At 62.4% G+C, this 13214-nt stretch carries 28 protein-coding genes; 18 read left to right on the forward strand and 10 right to left on the reverse strand.

Going from position 1 to position 13214, the window contains the following annotated elements:
- Positions 1-973 precede the first annotated feature (973 nt).
- The 4 genes from IPK75_20050 to IPK75_20065 are packed head-to-tail and all read left to right on the forward strand — an operon-like array spanning position 974 to position 2440.
- Positions 974-1318 carry a hypothetical protein gene (locus tag IPK75_20050; protein ID MBK8200635.1) on the forward strand — a complete coding sequence of 115 codons (345 nt, stop codon included), beginning with the start codon at positions 974-976 and terminating at the stop codon, positions 1316-1318.
- A gap of 2 nt (positions 1319-1320) precedes the next feature.
- Entirely contained in the window at positions 1321-2031 is a 711-nt protein-coding gene (locus tag IPK75_20055) for a hypothetical protein (protein ID MBK8200636.1), read from the forward strand.
- The gene (locus tag IPK75_20060; GenBank protein MBK8200637.1) at positions 2028-2300 is read left to right on the forward strand and encodes a hypothetical protein; all 273 of its coding nucleotides are present in this window, start codon (positions 2028-2030) and stop codon (positions 2298-2300) included. Before IPK75_20055 ends, IPK75_20060 begins: the two co-directional genes overlap by 4 nt.
- On the forward strand, positions 2297-2440 hold the full coding sequence (locus IPK75_20065; protein MBK8200638.1) for a hypothetical protein: 144 nt from the start codon (positions 2297-2299) through the stop codon (positions 2438-2440). The genes IPK75_20060 and IPK75_20065 overlap by 4 nt, the downstream gene beginning before the upstream one ends.
- Positions 2441-2868: 428 nt before the next feature.
- Here IPK75_20065 and IPK75_20070 read toward each other — a convergent pair whose 3' ends face one another.
- The 10 genes from IPK75_20070 to IPK75_20115 all read right to left on the reverse strand — a co-directional run bounded on the left by IPK75_20070 (position 2869) and on the right by IPK75_20115 (position 8063).
- A complete protein-coding gene (locus IPK75_20070; protein ID MBK8200639.1) occupies positions 2869-3363 on the reverse strand; it encodes a hypothetical protein in 495 nt (164 codons plus the stop codon).
- Between the two features lie 273 nt (positions 3364-3636).
- A complete protein-coding gene (locus tag IPK75_20075) occupies positions 3637-3924 on the reverse strand; it encodes a hypothetical protein (protein ID MBK8200640.1) in 288 nt (95 codons plus the stop codon).
- 433 nt (positions 3925-4357) lie between these two features.
- A complete protein-coding gene (locus IPK75_20080) occupies positions 4358-4795 on the reverse strand; it encodes a hypothetical protein (GenBank protein MBK8200641.1) in 438 nt (145 codons plus the stop codon).
- Between the two features lie 94 nt (positions 4796-4889).
- Positions 4890-5219, reverse strand: a complete 330-nt coding sequence (locus IPK75_20085) for a hypothetical protein (GenBank protein ID MBK8200642.1) — start codon at positions 5217-5219, stop codon at positions 4890-4892.
- Between the two features lie 338 nt (positions 5220-5557).
- Entirely contained in the window at positions 5558-5983 is a 426-nt protein-coding gene (locus tag IPK75_20090; GenBank protein MBK8200643.1) for a hypothetical protein, read from the reverse strand.
- 5 nt (positions 5984-5988) lie between these two features.
- Positions 5989-6225: a hypothetical protein gene (locus tag IPK75_20095; protein ID MBK8200644.1), complete on the reverse strand. Its 237-nt coding sequence runs from the start codon at positions 6223-6225 to the stop codon at positions 5989-5991.
- Positions 6225-6902, reverse strand: a complete 678-nt coding sequence (locus IPK75_20100; protein MBK8200645.1) for a YqaJ viral recombinase family protein — start codon at positions 6900-6902, stop codon at positions 6225-6227. The genes IPK75_20095 and IPK75_20100 overlap by 1 nt, the downstream gene beginning before the upstream one ends.
- Positions 6902-7720, reverse strand: coding sequence for a pentapeptide repeat-containing protein (locus IPK75_20105; protein ID MBK8200646.1), 819 nt, complete (start codon positions 7718-7720; stop codon positions 6902-6904). The genes IPK75_20100 and IPK75_20105 overlap by 1 nt, the downstream gene beginning before the upstream one ends.
- Positions 7717-7869, reverse strand: a complete 153-nt coding sequence (locus IPK75_20110; protein ID MBK8200647.1) for a hypothetical protein — start codon at positions 7867-7869, stop codon at positions 7717-7719. Before IPK75_20110 ends, IPK75_20105 begins: the two co-directional genes overlap by 4 nt.
- 2 nt (positions 7870-7871) lie before the next feature.
- On the reverse strand, positions 7872-8063 hold the full coding sequence (locus IPK75_20115) for a hypothetical protein (GenBank protein MBK8200648.1): 192 nt from the start codon (positions 8061-8063) through the stop codon (positions 7872-7874).
- A 306-nt stretch (positions 8064-8369) separates the two neighbouring features.
- Here IPK75_20115 and IPK75_20120 point away from each other — a divergent pair, with 306 nt between their 5' ends.
- The 14 genes from IPK75_20120 to IPK75_20185 all read left to right on the forward strand — a co-directional run.
- Positions 8370-8585 (forward strand): helix-turn-helix transcriptional regulator, encoded by a 216-nt coding sequence (locus tag IPK75_20120; GenBank protein ID MBK8200649.1) that lies wholly within the window; start codon positions 8370-8372, stop codon positions 8583-8585.
- The gene (locus IPK75_20125) at positions 8582-8776 is read left to right on the forward strand and encodes a hypothetical protein (GenBank protein MBK8200650.1); all 195 of its coding nucleotides are present in this window, start codon (positions 8582-8584) and stop codon (positions 8774-8776) included. Before IPK75_20120 ends, IPK75_20125 begins: the two co-directional genes overlap by 4 nt.
- Before the next feature lie 321 nt (positions 8777-9097).
- Positions 9098-9493, forward strand: a complete 396-nt coding sequence (locus tag IPK75_20130) for a hypothetical protein (GenBank protein ID MBK8200651.1) — start codon at positions 9098-9100, stop codon at positions 9491-9493.
- Complete coding sequence (locus IPK75_20135) at positions 9493-9801, forward strand: hypothetical protein (protein ID MBK8200652.1); 309 nt, start codon at positions 9493-9495, stop codon at positions 9799-9801. The genes IPK75_20130 and IPK75_20135 overlap by 1 nt, the downstream gene beginning before the upstream one ends.
- Positions 9798-9950: a hypothetical protein gene (locus tag IPK75_20140; protein MBK8200653.1), complete on the forward strand. Its 153-nt coding sequence runs from the start codon at positions 9798-9800 to the stop codon at positions 9948-9950. The genes IPK75_20135 and IPK75_20140 overlap by 4 nt, the downstream gene beginning before the upstream one ends.
- 3 nt (positions 9951-9953) lie before the next feature.
- The gene (locus IPK75_20145; protein ID MBK8200654.1) at positions 9954-10235 is read left to right on the forward strand and encodes a hypothetical protein; all 282 of its coding nucleotides are present in this window, start codon (positions 9954-9956) and stop codon (positions 10233-10235) included.
- Positions 10232-10609 (forward strand): hypothetical protein, encoded by a 378-nt coding sequence (locus tag IPK75_20150; protein MBK8200655.1) that lies wholly within the window; start codon positions 10232-10234, stop codon positions 10607-10609. Before IPK75_20145 ends, IPK75_20150 begins: the two co-directional genes overlap by 4 nt.
- A gap of 1 nt (position 10610) precedes the next feature.
- Positions 10611-11126 (forward strand): crossover junction endodeoxyribonuclease RuvC, encoded by a 516-nt coding sequence (locus IPK75_20155; protein ID MBK8200656.1) that lies wholly within the window; start codon positions 10611-10613, stop codon positions 11124-11126.
- Positions 11123-11848 (forward strand): DNA methyltransferase, encoded by a 726-nt coding sequence (locus IPK75_20160; protein MBK8200657.1) that lies wholly within the window; start codon positions 11123-11125, stop codon positions 11846-11848. Before IPK75_20155 ends, IPK75_20160 begins: the two co-directional genes overlap by 4 nt.
- On the forward strand, positions 11820-12017 hold the full coding sequence (locus IPK75_20165) for a hypothetical protein (GenBank protein MBK8200658.1): 198 nt from the start codon (positions 11820-11822) through the stop codon (positions 12015-12017). Before IPK75_20160 ends, IPK75_20165 begins: the two co-directional genes overlap by 29 nt.
- Entirely contained in the window at positions 12014-12424 is a 411-nt protein-coding gene (locus tag IPK75_20170) for a hypothetical protein (GenBank protein ID MBK8200659.1), read from the forward strand. The genes IPK75_20165 and IPK75_20170 overlap by 4 nt, the downstream gene beginning before the upstream one ends.
- Positions 12425-12426: 2 nt before the next feature.
- Complete coding sequence (locus IPK75_20175; GenBank protein MBK8200660.1) at positions 12427-12627, forward strand: hypothetical protein; 201 nt, start codon at positions 12427-12429, stop codon at positions 12625-12627.
- Positions 12627-12812, forward strand: a complete 186-nt coding sequence (locus IPK75_20180; GenBank protein ID MBK8200661.1) for a hypothetical protein — start codon at positions 12627-12629, stop codon at positions 12810-12812. The genes IPK75_20175 and IPK75_20180 overlap by 1 nt, the downstream gene beginning before the upstream one ends.
- A partial coding sequence (locus IPK75_20185; protein MBK8200662.1) for a DNA adenine methylase occupies positions 12809-13214 on the forward strand: 406 nt, incomplete at its 3' end. The genes IPK75_20180 and IPK75_20185, both read left to right, overlap by 4 nt.

Below are 13214 nucleotides of genomic sequence, written 5' to 3' on the forward strand. Positions count from 1 at the left end.
CTCGCTTAGTTTCATCAACACGCCCATAACGACGCCGATAGCAACAGGCGCTGCGAGAATACGGCCTCTGGTGGATGGCGGGCGGGACAATTCGCAACGGGCCGATCCAGTACCGCGTGGCGGCGTGCGCACGTCGATTATGGCCATCGAGACCAACTGAAGCAATATCTGCGGCCGGTCCTGAATAACAATGCTGGCGATGCGACTGCCGGCGGCTGGGAGTCGTTCGGGTGGGATCCCGCCGTCGCGCTTACAATCAACGCCCGGAACTCAATTCACGCTGGCGGGCGTCCTGACGGAGAATAGCCTAATGGAGAATTTTCGTTATGACTGTGATTGCCTCACAAATCCACGGCCGGCGATAAGATGGCGAACGATGATGACCAACCGCGTTGAGCAGTTCGATCCCCCGATACCGAGATAAAGACGACGCACCTTAACGCTGCGGCTGTTGAGTCGAACAACTCGCGAGCGTTTTTTGCGATCACATCCGCAAGAGAGGATAGGACAGAGCAGAGATAGCGCGAAAACTGGAAAAGATCGCGCTTTGGTTGAGTTCGCATAGACGAGAGAATTAAGCAAATTGAAATACGTAATGTCATTGCAGACGATGCCCGCGCAAAGTTTGCGAAAAAGCTATTGGAGATATAACAATCAAGGCGTGACGCTTGTCGCCGTTCTGGTCGGCGCCATAGTCGCGTTGATAAAGCTCAAATCTGGCTGGTAGTGAGAGAGCAACGGCTTCTCCGACGATTTCGACTGGAAGGGAACACTTAAGGCCATCGCACCGACTGTTGCCGGACTCCTGGCGGCGCCCGTTGGGTTCGGGCCGCTGGCTAATGCGGGCGTTCGGGCGATCCTTGATGCGGCGTTCCCGGAGGAAGACCACGCGGCTCTTTCTCCGCCGGAGCTAGAGCAGAAGCTCTCGACAGCGCTTGCGGGCGGCCAACTCACGCCGGAACAGATCGCGGCGATGCACCAGGCGGACCTGGACTATCAGCAGCGCATCGCCGAGCTCGGCCTCGACGGCCTAAAGGTCGATGCGGCTGACAGGGACAGCGCCCGCAAGCGCGAGATAGCGGTAAAAGACAAGGTGCCGGCGGTGCTCTCCGCAATAGCGGTCATCGGGTTCTTTGGCGTGCTGGCGGCATTGTTCTTCGTCACCATCCCGGAGAAAAACGCCGAGGTGATCTTTATGATGATTGGCTCCGGCGTGGTCGGCGCGTTCACGATCGTCCTTAATTACTACTTCGGCTCTAGCAGCGGCAGCCGATTGAAGACACTGGCGCTAGCCGATTCTGCGAAGGACAAGCCGTGATCATTGATCGCAAGACGTTCTTTGACGGCTACCGCGGCGCGTTCGGCAAACTCAACCAGTCGCAGGTTGACGGGATCGAAACGCTTCTTGGGTTCATCGAGGCGGATGATCCATCTGATATCCGCAACGTCGCCTACCTGCTGGCGACGACGAAGCACGAATGCGCCGACACATGGGAGCCGATCGAGGAACGAGGGCCGCAGAAGTATTTCGACAAGTACGGGTACAACACGACGATCGGCCGCACGCTCGGCAATACGCAGCCGGGCGACGGCTATCTCTATCGCGGCCGCGGCTACGTGCAGCTTACCGGCAGGCGGAACTACACGATCTTCGGCGATCTGCTCGGCATTGATCTGGTCGGCAATCCCTATCTCGCCAAAGACCCGAAGACGGCCTTCGCGATCATGGCCGTCGGCATGGCGCGCGGCCTGTTCACCGGCAAGAAACTCAGCGATTACATCAACGCCGGCGGAACCGATTACATCAACGCTCGCCGCGTCGTCAACGGCCTCGACAAGGCGCAGTTGATCGCGGATTACGCCGGCGCGTTCGAGAAGGTCATCAGAGCCGCAACTCGGGTTGCCGCGGCGGTCGCTGATGCGCAAGTCGGGCCGGTCGATACATCCGACGCCGCGAAGTACGCATCGCTTGTTTCTGCCGTCCGCAAGGCCCTAGCGCAGCTACAGGCTGCACTTGATGACGCATCATGAACCGCGCTGAGCGGGTTATCGACGTTATCGCCCGGATGCGCGGCGGATACGAGCCGAGCGATGTGCTCGAGCCGGTCGACTACATCTGGGCCGACGCGATCGTCGAGACGCTGCGGCGGGAGGGTTTGTTGAATGAGCCCGTCAATCTGATTCCGGGAGCCGCGCGAATGATCGCCATCTGGCCTGGTCTCGTCGATGCGTCGGAGCGCAAGGGGTGGAAGACGGGATCGCCTGCGCGCCGTATGAGCCGATCCTGCAATGGGGCATGAACGCCGAAGCCGATGACGCTTACTGCACGGCCTATTTCACGGCCTTGCCTATGGAGGATCACCCCGTGCGACTTCGTAACGTCCGCATCGAAGGCGACTTCGACAGCATTCGATCCCCGGCGATGACGAGCACCGGTTGACCGCGCGTGCTGTGTGGATCGCATGGGAATGGCGGACGGACGGTGATGACGCGTGGCGCAGCGAGCGGCTGATGATCCCCGATCATACCCGATGGGATGGCGCGTCGCGGCCGGGCATCGTCGGCTGGCTGGTGCCGCGCTGGGGCGTGTTCTCTGCCGCCTCGCTCGGGCACGATTATGCGTTCCGACATCGCGTTTCTGTCGAATGGCCAGCGCATCAGCCGCAAGCACACGGACTTGCTGTTCCTGGCACTGATGCGGCGCCTTGCCTCCGAGGCGGGTCACGGGCGGATGGAAAGCGGCGGCGCAGCTCTGGCTCGCCGATGTCATGTACCGCGCTGTTCGCTGGTTCGGCGAGCACATGGGACAAGCACGACGCAGAGTTTGCATCGTGATTCCGCTATCACGGTAGCTGGGAAGGCGCCGGCTCACTGCAATTGCATAGCCTCGGCAAACGTGACCACACGGTCAAGGCCGATCGCGATCTCGCACACTAGCGCGCCATCCGAGAAATCGGTGCGGATCGAGCACGACGCCATCTCCCTTCCGTCGACCTCGATGTCCAGCGTGCTGGTCGAGTAGGCCGGGAGCCGTTCGCTTTCGACCACTCGGATCGGGCGGCCGGTAAACCGGCTGATCTCCGCGCTGACGGCGGAAATCAATGGCGACCGATAGTCTGCCTTGGTGCCGACCGCGTAGATGCACTGCACCTCGAGCTGCCAAAATTCGTGGAACCGCAGCTTCGCAGCCGACGCGCCGTCGTTAGTCTCACGGCGGAACGATTTGCCGGCCTGCCAGACACACAGCGGCAGCTTGGTCTTCCCGCCGCTCAGCATCTTCCTCGCCCAGGAATAACTGCTGTCGGTCGTCTCTGCGCGCAGACACAAATGGTCGCCTCCGGCATGGTGGTTCGTGAGGAACACGTCATCGTCGCCGTAAGCGGCACTGACGTGGCTGCGTGGGGCGAGGCACGGCCCTTCTACCCGGATCACCCGCCACGCAGGGGTTAATCCCGAGGAGCGTACGCCGCACCACCGCTGCGCACCTAGCCATGAACGCTTCGCGCAACTCAATCTCGGACTCCCCCCAAAAGCGCAAGCCGCCTAATCCATACAGAGCGTCACTCATCACTGCCTCCATTTGCGATGGTATTTGCGGCGCTGGTCACCCTTCGACATCCTTAATCGCGGCGTCGATCATGGTGCGCCACCCGTCTTCTGCGACAAAACCCTCCACAGGCCGTGCGCCCGCTCTGCTTCAGTCACCATAGCCTCGCTCGGCTCGCGGATCGCCCGCAGCACGGCGGCGAGGTTGAGGCGGTCGCAGGCGGCTTGGGCTTCTTCCCTAGACGGGAACCGAACGCCATCGTCGGATTCGACTATCCGCCTCGTAAACCACCCACCCACAATCCCATCTCTCCCACAGCGGTACTCGTAACCACATAGCCACCGCCGCGTCGCCTTAGCCGCTTCGTCGATGTTCATTTCGATTCCTCAGCCAAGACATACTTCACCGACTTACGCCCGCACTCTCCGCACGGCTCGTAAACGTCTTCCCAGCACCACGTCCGTCCGTCCGAATAGCACAGCCGATCGCACTCGTTACACCACGGCGCCAACCAGATAGCCGCGTGACGCTGTTCCGCTTCGTCAATGTTCACTGGTCGCGATCCTCGGTAAAGTTGCTAATCGCTCCGCACCGCATGCACAACTCCATGCCGCCTAAGCCGTAGCCACCATAGAACCCGTAATGCGCTGTGACATCGCACTCGCCACAGCATTCCTGGTCGCCGCACAACTCCTGCTTGTGCTCTCGGAGCTTTCCATCGATGAATGCCGCGCTTGTCACTCCTCGCGCTCCTTCTGCTCGGCGATCAGGGCGTCTCGGAGCATCGTGTAAAGCGTCTCACAATCGTTTTCACCGGCTGCGTAGATTGCATCTAATGCCCGCTCGCTCGGCGTCTCCGGCATCACGGGACCGGCAGTAGTCAAGGAATCCTTGATGACCTGGCAGCAGCGCGAGGATGCGGTCGGCAACAGCCCCGGCCGAGACGGACTCGTCGTATCGATCATCTGCAATGCCGTCTGCGATCCGCTCCCGCAGTCCTTCCGGCGCACGGATGCTCTCCGCGATCAGCGCCCGCTCCCGCCAGTACGCGTGAGACCATACAGAGACCTTTTCAGGGTCGATGTCGTCGCTGGGTAACTGCGCACGGGCGGCGCGGATGGCGAGGAGTTCGTTGAGCATCTGCCGAACTTCATGGGTGGTCGGCAATGTGTCTGTCGCTACCCAATCACCGGCGGCGCCAAAATATTCGCGCAACTCCCGCAACCGCGCGTCACTGATCTTGGTCATTCGTCGTCTCCCCACGGAAGCGGGCACGAGCGCCCCGGAACGTGCCGGCTCACCGTCGAGCAGTTGCGGGCAGTCCGGATGGATGCACTCACCGTCACTGCGCGCAGCGCGGCAGGCGCTCCTCGTCCTTTGCTATAGCTGCCGCAACCTTACCCGCAAGCGGGTTGTAGTGGATCGACGGATCGAGACACGCGATCACCAGTTTGCCAGCGTGCACATCGCGATCGGAGTCCCATAGTTCGTGTAGCTTCACGAAGACTGCACGCACATCCGCCAGCGCCTCGCGCAGCCGGTCCCGCTCAGCCTCCGCCGCCTCGGCTCGTTGGGCCATCAACAACCACGTCGCGGCACGGGCGCGGATGGCTTCCATATCCTCCTGCAATTCGTTCTCGTCGATCTTGCACTGCTCGTGTTCGTCCATCATGCCCCTGGCCTTTCTCCAACTCGACCGCGCGGCGGGTGGCGTCCACGTGGTCGGCGATCGCCTTCAGGTGGCCTTGGATCGTCGCGTTTTTCATCGTTTGCAACCATCTTGGCGTGCGCTGCCGAGTTCGCCTCCCATACAGCGTGCCAGTCGCCGGTATCGACCAGATACGCCAGCGCCTCGCACCAGGCCGGAACCTGGGAATAAAACCGCGTCTCGCCATCGGTGTTGCTCAGTGGGATGCGGAATATCTCAGTCCTCTCGACCTCGCCCGCGTCCCATCGTTGATAGTGTCCCCGCCGCTGCCGGCATCGCTCGGATCGTCACTCCTTTCGTTGTCAGATCAGCGGCGGGGCACTGCCTCGGGGGGGCGCCGAGGATGCTTGAAGCGGCTGCACGCGATACGGCGCGCGCTTAGCTTTTGTGACGGTGAGTGCGAGGTTGAGCGGCGCAGACAGGTGGCTCATGTGGCTCACTCTGATTCCGCCAACTTGCATGCCGCCGAAGACCACCTTCGGATCGCAATATAGCGTCATCGACCGGCCGACGTATTGCGCGGCATCGACGCCCCAGCCGGCGATCATCACGCGCCGCATGCTCTTGCATGGCTTGTACGGCTTGCCGTCGTCGCCCTCGAAATGCACCGCTACCGGCTGATCCGCAGCGCCCGTGCCGGAAACCTTTGTGATCGTGATCGTGCGCGGGCCAGAAAGCAGATCGTCGGCGTTTAGCTGATCCGACTTCGGGATTACGAATTTCGACATGTCCATTAGTTTGCGTCCTCGGAGTCGATGCCGTAATTGCGGAAGACGAACCTGATGCTATCTAGGATCGTGCCGCGCCACATGCCGCAGCCTTCGATGTAGTCGCCGATTTCCCGCAGCCGGTCGTCAGCATGTCCGCCATGAAATGACCCGCAGTTGCAGGCGGGAATGTCGCATCGTCGGTATCCCCGGCGGCGCAAGAAGTCTTCGAGGTCTTCCTTCGTCTTGTCCTCAGCGAACATCAAATCACCATTTCCGTTTCTGTCTTCCGCGCGGTCGGGTGGAAGCGGCGGGAGCGCACTTCGCCGTGGTACAGCGATGTGGCGCAGTCGATAAAATCCTCAAACGCCTCGGCCGCTGCCAGGATCGCGGCCTGCATATCTTCGTCGGCCTCGACTCGAAACACGGCCATCGGCAGGCCGGCCGAGTAGCTGACGTAATCGCACCACTTGCGACCCGAGACGAGCAGGCCCGTTTGGATTTGGGCATCGTGCTCGCCGGGCACCTCGCCGTCGACGATCGTCTGCACCTGCAGCTTCTGGCGCCGACTCTTGATCTCGATCAAGCCGTCATCGCCGACCAGGCCATCGGGCGAATAGCCAATCTTGAAGTCGCCGAAGTCGCGGACGATGAAGCCCATCTCCTGCACCGGAGCGTACTTCTGAGAGTACAGCAGCCGCGCATCGATCTCGTCTTCATGCCCCCGCAGCATGTCGTCGCTGACGTACGCCGGCTCGACGTATCCGGTCAGCCGCTGCGCCAGGAGCTCGTACGCGTGCGCCCGCATCTTCTCGTTCTTCGCGGGCTTCCCCGTCGGCGTGATGATGTGCTTCATCTCGGAGGCCGTGAGCATGCCGCAGCGAGCGGCAAACCATTCTTCCGAGATTTGCAGCAGGTCGGGGTAGTGGGTAATGGTCATCACCACTTCTCCGCCTCTGATTTGGTTAAAAAGAAATGAATCCCGTGCGTGCAATCGACGCGGATATCGTCGTCGTAGCTATCCGGCCGCGTGATCTCGCCGATGGTGTATGCCGTCTTTTCGTCGTGACGGCCGGGCGCCGAAGTCGCTTCCGGCTGGCCATCGACGACAAGCTCAAGCGTCCGCACGAACTCGGCGCGGCATTTCCGGTTAATCAAGCATGCTGTGCGCTTGGCGTCGGTCGGGATTTCCAACTTTGCGATCCCGCCGCAGACGGCTTTCCAGCCAATCAAAGAGCCTTCCTGAGGAATTTGGAACGCAGGCAGGTACGCCACGGACAGGTCCGCCCCGGTCAGGTACGCCCCGGTCAGGTTCGCCCCGGTCAGGTCCGCCACGGACAGGTCCGCCCCGGTCAGGTCCGCCCCGGTCAGGTACGCCCCGGTCAGGTCCGCCACGGACAGGTTCGCCCCGGTCAGGTTCGCCCCGGTCAGGTACGCCCCGGTCAGGTCCGCCCCGGTCAGGTACGCCCCGGTCAGGTACGCCCCGGTCAGGTACGCCCCGGTCAGGTCCGCCACGGACAGGTCCGCCCCGGTCAGGTACGCCCCGGTCAGGTCCGCCCTGCTCAGGTACGCCCCGGTCAGGTTCGCCCCGGTCAGGTTCGCCCCGGTCAGGTTCGCCCCGGTCAGGTCCGCCCCGGACAGGCTCGCCCCGGACAGGCTCGCCACGGACAGGTTCGCCCCGGCACCGCCCGCTTCTCCGCGGCGCCACTTTCCATGCGCCGCAAGAATGGCCGGCAAGTCTGCTGATGTGATGGTCATGCCGCTAACCCTTTCTGCGCATCAGTGGCGATCGCCTCGATCTCGGCGTCGGAAAGCTGCGTCAGCTCAGCGAGCGCCGCAGCCCAATCCGACAGATCGGACCAACGGTGCTGCGCGACGGCGACGCGCACGTGCTCTTGCGCGGTCATGGTCAGCACTCCGCTTCCGGGTGGACATAGGCGGTAAACCAGTCGCCTTGATCTGATCCGCAGCCGGCAAACCATAGCCATTCGAAATCGTGGGCCATGTTGTCGCCAACCATCTGCACCGCGTAGGCGATCGACCACGGGTGATCCCACAACTGGCGACATTCGCGGGCGAAATCGGGGGTGAATGCGCTCATCGCCCGGCGCCCCGGAAGAAGCTCAGCGCACAGCCGACGATGCCGAGCCATGCCAAACCAATTGCGATCTCAATACCCATGCCCACCACTCCCGAAAAGCGCCCCGGCGAAGCTGAAGATCAGCCGCGCCGGGGCAGTTGCCGGCATTGCGCCGGGTCAGCGAGGGATAACGCTGATGGGAGTGATGTTGCGCCACACACAACAATCTGTCAACCGAGAATCGGCGATTGACGAAAAAATTGTTGCGCTGCTCACAACGGAGAAAGGGGCTTGACTTGATGTTGTGTGTGGCACAACAATTGGCCCATGAAACTCAGAGAGTGGCGAGAGGCGGAAGGCCTCAAGATGGCGCAAGTCGCAACAAGGCTTGGGGTCCATCGGAGTCAAGTGCTTCGCATCGAGCGCGGCGAAGCCGTGCCGTCGCCGAAGCTTATTGAACGCATTTGCATCGAAACCGGCGGTCATGTTCGGCCGGAAGACTTTTTCGACCTGCCCGCCATTCCTGCCGGAGACGCAGCATGACGCCATACCTCGCAGACGACCACCCGCAGGTTCCGCTGCACGCTCCGCAGTCCTGGCGCGGCGTGCGGGTTGATCTGCCGCGGCTCACTCCGAAGGCGACAGCCGAGAGCCGGCTTGCGTGGTTCGGTTGCGTCGGCGGCGTTTCGGCGATCGCCGGCATGGTTTCCTACATTTCCATTTTCGCGTTCTGACCCGGTTTGCGCTCCCCAGCGCGGGATCTGGCTTGATCAACGGGGCGATGGGCAAATGCTATATGCAACGTCCAAGGTGTATTTGGCGGATCAAGCGCCTGTAGTCGAGAGAACGCCATGTAATGACCGCAGCACAGCGCGTGCAGTTCAACTGTTTGATGATGGGTTGACCCCCCGTCACTATGTGCTTGCCCGCCGCTCGACGCTTCGGCTGGCAAGGTTGGCCGATCCCCTCGGCCGGCTACTCCCCACTCAACTGCCCCTGCAGAGACGCAAGCGGTCGCTGCAGGGATTTTTTTATCCGCATACACGGAGAGAACTGTGCACAAAGCATGCATCTATGCCGGCGCGCTGCTGGCGATCGTATCCGGCCCGGCATTAGCCAACCCAATCGCTGTTGCTGGCGCACAGGCCGTTGCCGGGGCCGTCGCTGGATCACAGTCCGGCGCCGCGGCTGAAGGCGGCACGGCGGTCGGCACCGGCGGCAGTTCCGGCGGCAATTCGACCAAGAACGAGAATACCGGATATGCGGTAGGCCTGTCACAGGCGCCTACCGCTGCGAGCGGCTGCCTCAAGGGCAATAAGTTCGCGTTCGGCTTGCTTGAGTGGACCGACGATTCAGGCAAGTGTGAGAACTACCGAATTGCTTTTGAGGCGGCGCGCCAGGGCAATTGGGAACTGGCGAACCAGTGGGTTCAGCGCGCGGACGGGATGTGATGCGGCTGAATTTCATGCCCGTGGTGCGGGCGGCGCAGGTTTGCGCCGTCCTCTCCCTTGCGTCCGGCGTGGCTACCGCGGCCGAGCCGGATTGGCGGTGCCACGGCACCAACTGCTTCGATGCCGCGTCCGTCGCGACAGACGGCAAGGGGCACGTGGCCGTGTTCGCCGCCGACGTCAAGACGCACGAGTCTGGATGGATCGCCATCGACTGCAACGAGATGCGCGCCGCCGTGCCCGGCTACGAGACCGCCGTGCAACGCGGATCGTCGCTGGATTGGGCATGTTCCAAGTGGGGGCGACCATGATCGTGCTCAAGCGCAACCGCTTCGGCGAACTCATGTCATGGCTGGATTCGCCGGCCGGCTGGCGGTGGGTAGTCGGCCCGGCGGCAACGATCGTCACGCTCATCATTGCGGCCGGCTTCATGCTGACCGTCAACGTGTATTCGAGGTAAACAATGGCTATTCACTTGCATCCGGCTGCAGAACCACAAACCCCAGAAGCAGCCGCGTTTGCGCGGTACAAAGCGCTGTTTGAGGAAGCGTGCCGGCTTGGCGACGATCTAAAAGAACTTGACGCCGAGCTTAAGGACGAAATCCACAATCATAAATCAATTAAGCGGCTGGCACGGCTGGCAGCAAAGAACACTGTCCTATCTGAGGCCAAAAAGTTTCGTGATCTGCAAAGAGCTGCTTCAGCATCCGGGCAGCATGATCTATTCGCGGTGCTAGACACATGATTGTGCTTGGCTGTGACCCAGGCGTTAACGGCGCCTTTGCCCTGATCGCGGATGGCATTCCCGTCCTCGTGCTCGACCTGCCGACAACCGTGGTCGTCAAGAGCGACAAGAAGCGCTGCGAGCTTGATACGTACGAGTTCGCCCGGCTCATAGACGCGGCCGGTCATATCGACCACGCCTTCATAGAGCGCGTCGGCGCCATGCCGACAGATGGCGCAATTCAGGCGTTCGCCTTCGGCCAGGTCTTCGGCGCTATCCGGGGCGTTCTCGCCGCTCACTTCATCCCGCAGACGCTCGTCTCGCCGGTGACGTGGCGCAACGCACTCATCATCGCGGCCGGCTTCATGCTGACCGTCAACGTCTACAGGGGGTAGGGTGAGCACCATCCTCGCGATTGATCCGGGGGCAAGAACTGGGCTTGCGTGCGGATGGCCGGGAACGGTTTCGCTTGCCACGCTTGTCCTCCCGAAAGGCGATGCGGCGAGACTCGAGTGCCTTGCCGACTATTTGGACAAGTTCCCTGACGTCGCTGCGGCAGCATACGAGACGCCGTTTATCGGCCGGCTGAGATCGGCCGCGCGTCCCCTCTACCACTACGAATCTGTGATCCTGCTGTGGGCCCGGCGGCGCGGTATCCCCGTCACGGGCTACACGCCGTCAGAGATCAAAACATCCCTCGGGCTCGGCGGACGGTGCTGCAAGGACAGCGTCATCCGCCGCGTACAGGCGATGGGATACGACCCGCAAGACGAGCACCAAGCCGACGCAATGGCGCTGCTGTTGCTGGCGGCTTCTGGGGTGGCGCCCGCTCACACTCGAATTAAAGACGCGGCCTCTACGGCCAAGAAGCAGCAGCGGGCGCTCAAGCTCGTCGCCGGGGGGTCGCGATGACCGAAGCATGGGCGAAAGACGACGCGCTCGCAACCTACCACGAAGCCTGCAGGCTCGCCGCGGATGGGCATGCGGGCGTGCGTGAGTGGTTCACGGGCGGCCGGCGGTATGGAGCGATCCTCGCCGATCCGCCGTGGTCGTTCAAGAGCTGGAGCGACAAGGGAAAAGACCGCTGCCCGGACGCGATGGTGCGGCAGAAGGGCTTGGCAGAGCGGCATTACAAAACCATGGGGCTCGCCGATATCAAGGCGCTTCCGGTCGCCGACATCGCGGCTCGCGACTCTGTGCTGATCCTTTGGGTTGTGGACTGCATGCTGCCCGAGGGGCTGGATGTCGGGGCCGCGTGGGGTTTCCGGTTTAAGACGACTGGTTTCACGTGGCAAAAAACGACGCAAGACGGGCGCCCAGCAATCGGCCTTGGCTATTGGGGTCGCGGCCAGACTGAGCAATGCCTCCTGTTCACCCGCGGCAAACCCCGGCGCCTGTCGGCAGGTGTCCGCAAGCTCATCATCGCCCCGCGCCGCGAGCATAGCCGCAAACCCGATGAACAGTACGAGCGCATCGAAGCGCTGGCCGCCGGCCCGTACGTCGAGCTTTTCGCGAGGCGTCGGCGAGCCGGGTGGGATTCCTGGGGCAACCAACTGGAGATCATCAATGACCAAAATCGCAACGAACGGCCGGCCGATATCGTTGATGCCGCCGAGCCTGTTCAAGACGCATGACTTCATGAGGCACGACGGCGCGCTGATCCTGTGCCGCATGATCGAGGACGCATGGCGAGCTGTGGGCGTAACCACCGTGACAGCCGAGCCGGTGCTCCGCTCGGGCCAACCGTATTACGAACACTACACCATCACGATCCACGGTTTGGTGAATGGAGCGCCGGCATGATACAGCCAGACATCGTGCTCGCCCATCTGGTCGCCGCCGCTGTGGCTGGCAAGCCCTGCCCGACGAATACCGAGATAGCGGCCGCTGCCGGGCTAACTCGTAGCAGCGTCGCGACGATCATATGGCGGCTGGGCAAAAGCGGCGCAATCGTTGTGCGCCGGCCGGGCGGACCAAACGACGCGGCTCGTATCATCGAGATCGTGGCGTCTGGCCTGACGATCCAGTCGGCTCGGAAGGTCGCACCGGAGAACGCCTGCTGGATGTCGCTGCCGTGGCCGGCGGTTTCCAAGCCAGCGAGTACCCCGGATTACTCCCCGCACAACGTCGATCCCGGAGACGGCGCGCGGCGGTTCTTTGCGCCACCGTCGCACGTGCAGACGGTCAACGTCATTTACATGGTGGGATGAGAATGCCGACACTCGCAGAACGCGTGCAGGCCGCGCTCGATGAGATCGACGTGTGCCGCAGGGCTTCGGTGCCGCCGGACGGGTGCCCGGAATGGCAGGCGACACTCATAGCGTCGAATAACGCTCACCGCGATCGCGCCGCCGCACTAGAGCGGCAGATCAACGACATCATCGCCGTGCTGGCAGAGCGCGGGCGCATCTGATGATTGCGGCGATGCATGTCGCATACCTCACCGGCTGGGCGGCGTGCCTGTGCCTATCGCCGGCATCAACGCTAGCCAACGACATGCGCCGCGCCGGCATCCTGACGCTGTGGCCGATCGTAATGGTCGCGCGCGTCGTCGAAATAATGGCTGAGTATCTCGCAAATAATGAGGTGCGGAAGTGAGCGAGATCGCAGCTCCGATGCGCGCTCCGTTCCCGTGGATGGGCGGCAAGTCGCGCGTCGCTGACATCGTGTGGGCCGCGTTCGACGACGTGCCGAATTACGTCGAGCCGTTCTTTGGCTCCGGCGCGGTGCTGCTGGCAAGACCGCACCAGCCACGCATTGAGACGGTCAACGACGCAGACGGGCTGCTAGCGAATTTATGGCGTGCGATCAAAGCCGCGCCGGATGAAGTCGCGGAGCATGCGGACTGGCCGGTCAACGAGTGCGATTTGCATGCTCGGCATCTGTGGCTCGTAGAGCAGCGCGAGACGATCACCGCGCGCCTGCACGGCGACCCCGACTTTTACGATTCCAAACTTGCCGGGTGGTGGGTTTGGGGTTGCTGTTCGTGGATCGGCGGCG

The sequence above is a fragment of the Acidobacteriota bacterium genome (assembly GCA_016712445.1).
Classification (GTDB): Bacteria; Pseudomonadota; Alphaproteobacteria; order Caulobacterales; family Hyphomonadaceae; genus Hyphomonas.

Coding starts and splice junctions, on each gene's coding strand:
- IPK75_20050 (MBK8200635.1), top strand. CDS start 974: ATGCACCAGGCGGACCTGGACTATCAGCAGCGCATCGCCGAGCTCGGC.
- IPK75_20060 (MBK8200637.1), top strand. CDS start 2,028: ATGAACCGCGCTGAGCGGGTTATCGACGTTATCGCCCGGATGCGCGGC.
- IPK75_20065 (MBK8200638.1), top strand. CDS start 2,297: ATGAACGCCGAAGCCGATGACGCTTACTGCACGGCCTATTTCACGGCC.
- IPK75_20075 (MBK8200640.1), bottom strand. CDS start 3,924: ATGAACATCGACGAAGCGGCTAAGGCGACGCGGCGGTGGCTATGTGGT.
- IPK75_20080 (MBK8200641.1), bottom strand. CDS start 4,795: ATGACCAAGATCAGTGACGCGCGGTTGCGGGAGTTGCGCGAATATTTT.
- IPK75_20085 (MBK8200642.1), bottom strand. CDS start 5,219: ATGATGGACGAACACGAGCAGTGCAAGATCGACGAGAACGAATTGCAG.
- IPK75_20090 (MBK8200643.1), bottom strand. CDS start 5,983: ATGTCGAAATTCGTAATCCCGAAGTCGGATCAGCTAAACGCCGACGAT.
- IPK75_20095 (MBK8200644.1), bottom strand. CDS start 6,225: ATGTTCGCTGAGGACAAGACGAAGGAAGACCTCGAAGACTTCTTGCGC.
- IPK75_20100 (MBK8200645.1), bottom strand. CDS start 6,902: ATGACCATTACCCACTACCCCGACCTGCTGCAAATCTCGGAAGAATGG.
- IPK75_20105 (MBK8200646.1), bottom strand. CDS start 7,720: ATGACCATCACATCAGCAGACTTGCCGGCCATTCTTGCGGCGCATGGA.
- IPK75_20110 (MBK8200647.1), bottom strand. CDS start 7,869: ATGACCGCGCAAGAGCACGTGCGCGTCGCCGTCGCGCAGCACCGTTGG.
- IPK75_20115 (MBK8200648.1), bottom strand. CDS start 8,063: ATGAGCGCATTCACCCCCGATTTCGCCCGCGAATGTCGCCAGTTGTGG.
- IPK75_20120 (MBK8200649.1), top strand. CDS start 8,370: ATGAAACTCAGAGAGTGGCGAGAGGCGGAAGGCCTCAAGATGGCGCAA.
- IPK75_20125 (MBK8200650.1), top strand. CDS start 8,582: ATGACGCCATACCTCGCAGACGACCACCCGCAGGTTCCGCTGCACGCT.
- IPK75_20135 (MBK8200652.1), top strand. CDS start 9,493: ATGCGGCTGAATTTCATGCCCGTGGTGCGGGCGGCGCAGGTTTGCGCC.
- IPK75_20140 (MBK8200653.1), top strand. CDS start 9,798: ATGATCGTGCTCAAGCGCAACCGCTTCGGCGAACTCATGTCATGGCTG.
- IPK75_20145 (MBK8200654.1), top strand. CDS start 9,954: ATGGCTATTCACTTGCATCCGGCTGCAGAACCACAAACCCCAGAAGCA.
- IPK75_20150 (MBK8200655.1), top strand. CDS start 10,232: ATGATTGTGCTTGGCTGTGACCCAGGCGTTAACGGCGCCTTTGCCCTG.
- IPK75_20160 (MBK8200657.1), top strand. CDS start 11,123: ATGACCGAAGCATGGGCGAAAGACGACGCGCTCGCAACCTACCACGAA.
- IPK75_20165 (MBK8200658.1), top strand. CDS start 11,820: ATGCCGCCGAGCCTGTTCAAGACGCATGACTTCATGAGGCACGACGGC.
- IPK75_20170 (MBK8200659.1), top strand. CDS start 12,014: ATGATACAGCCAGACATCGTGCTCGCCCATCTGGTCGCCGCCGCTGTG.
- IPK75_20175 (MBK8200660.1), top strand. CDS start 12,427: ATGCCGACACTCGCAGAACGCGTGCAGGCCGCGCTCGATGAGATCGAC.
- IPK75_20180 (MBK8200661.1), top strand. CDS start 12,627: ATGATTGCGGCGATGCATGTCGCATACCTCACCGGCTGGGCGGCGTGC.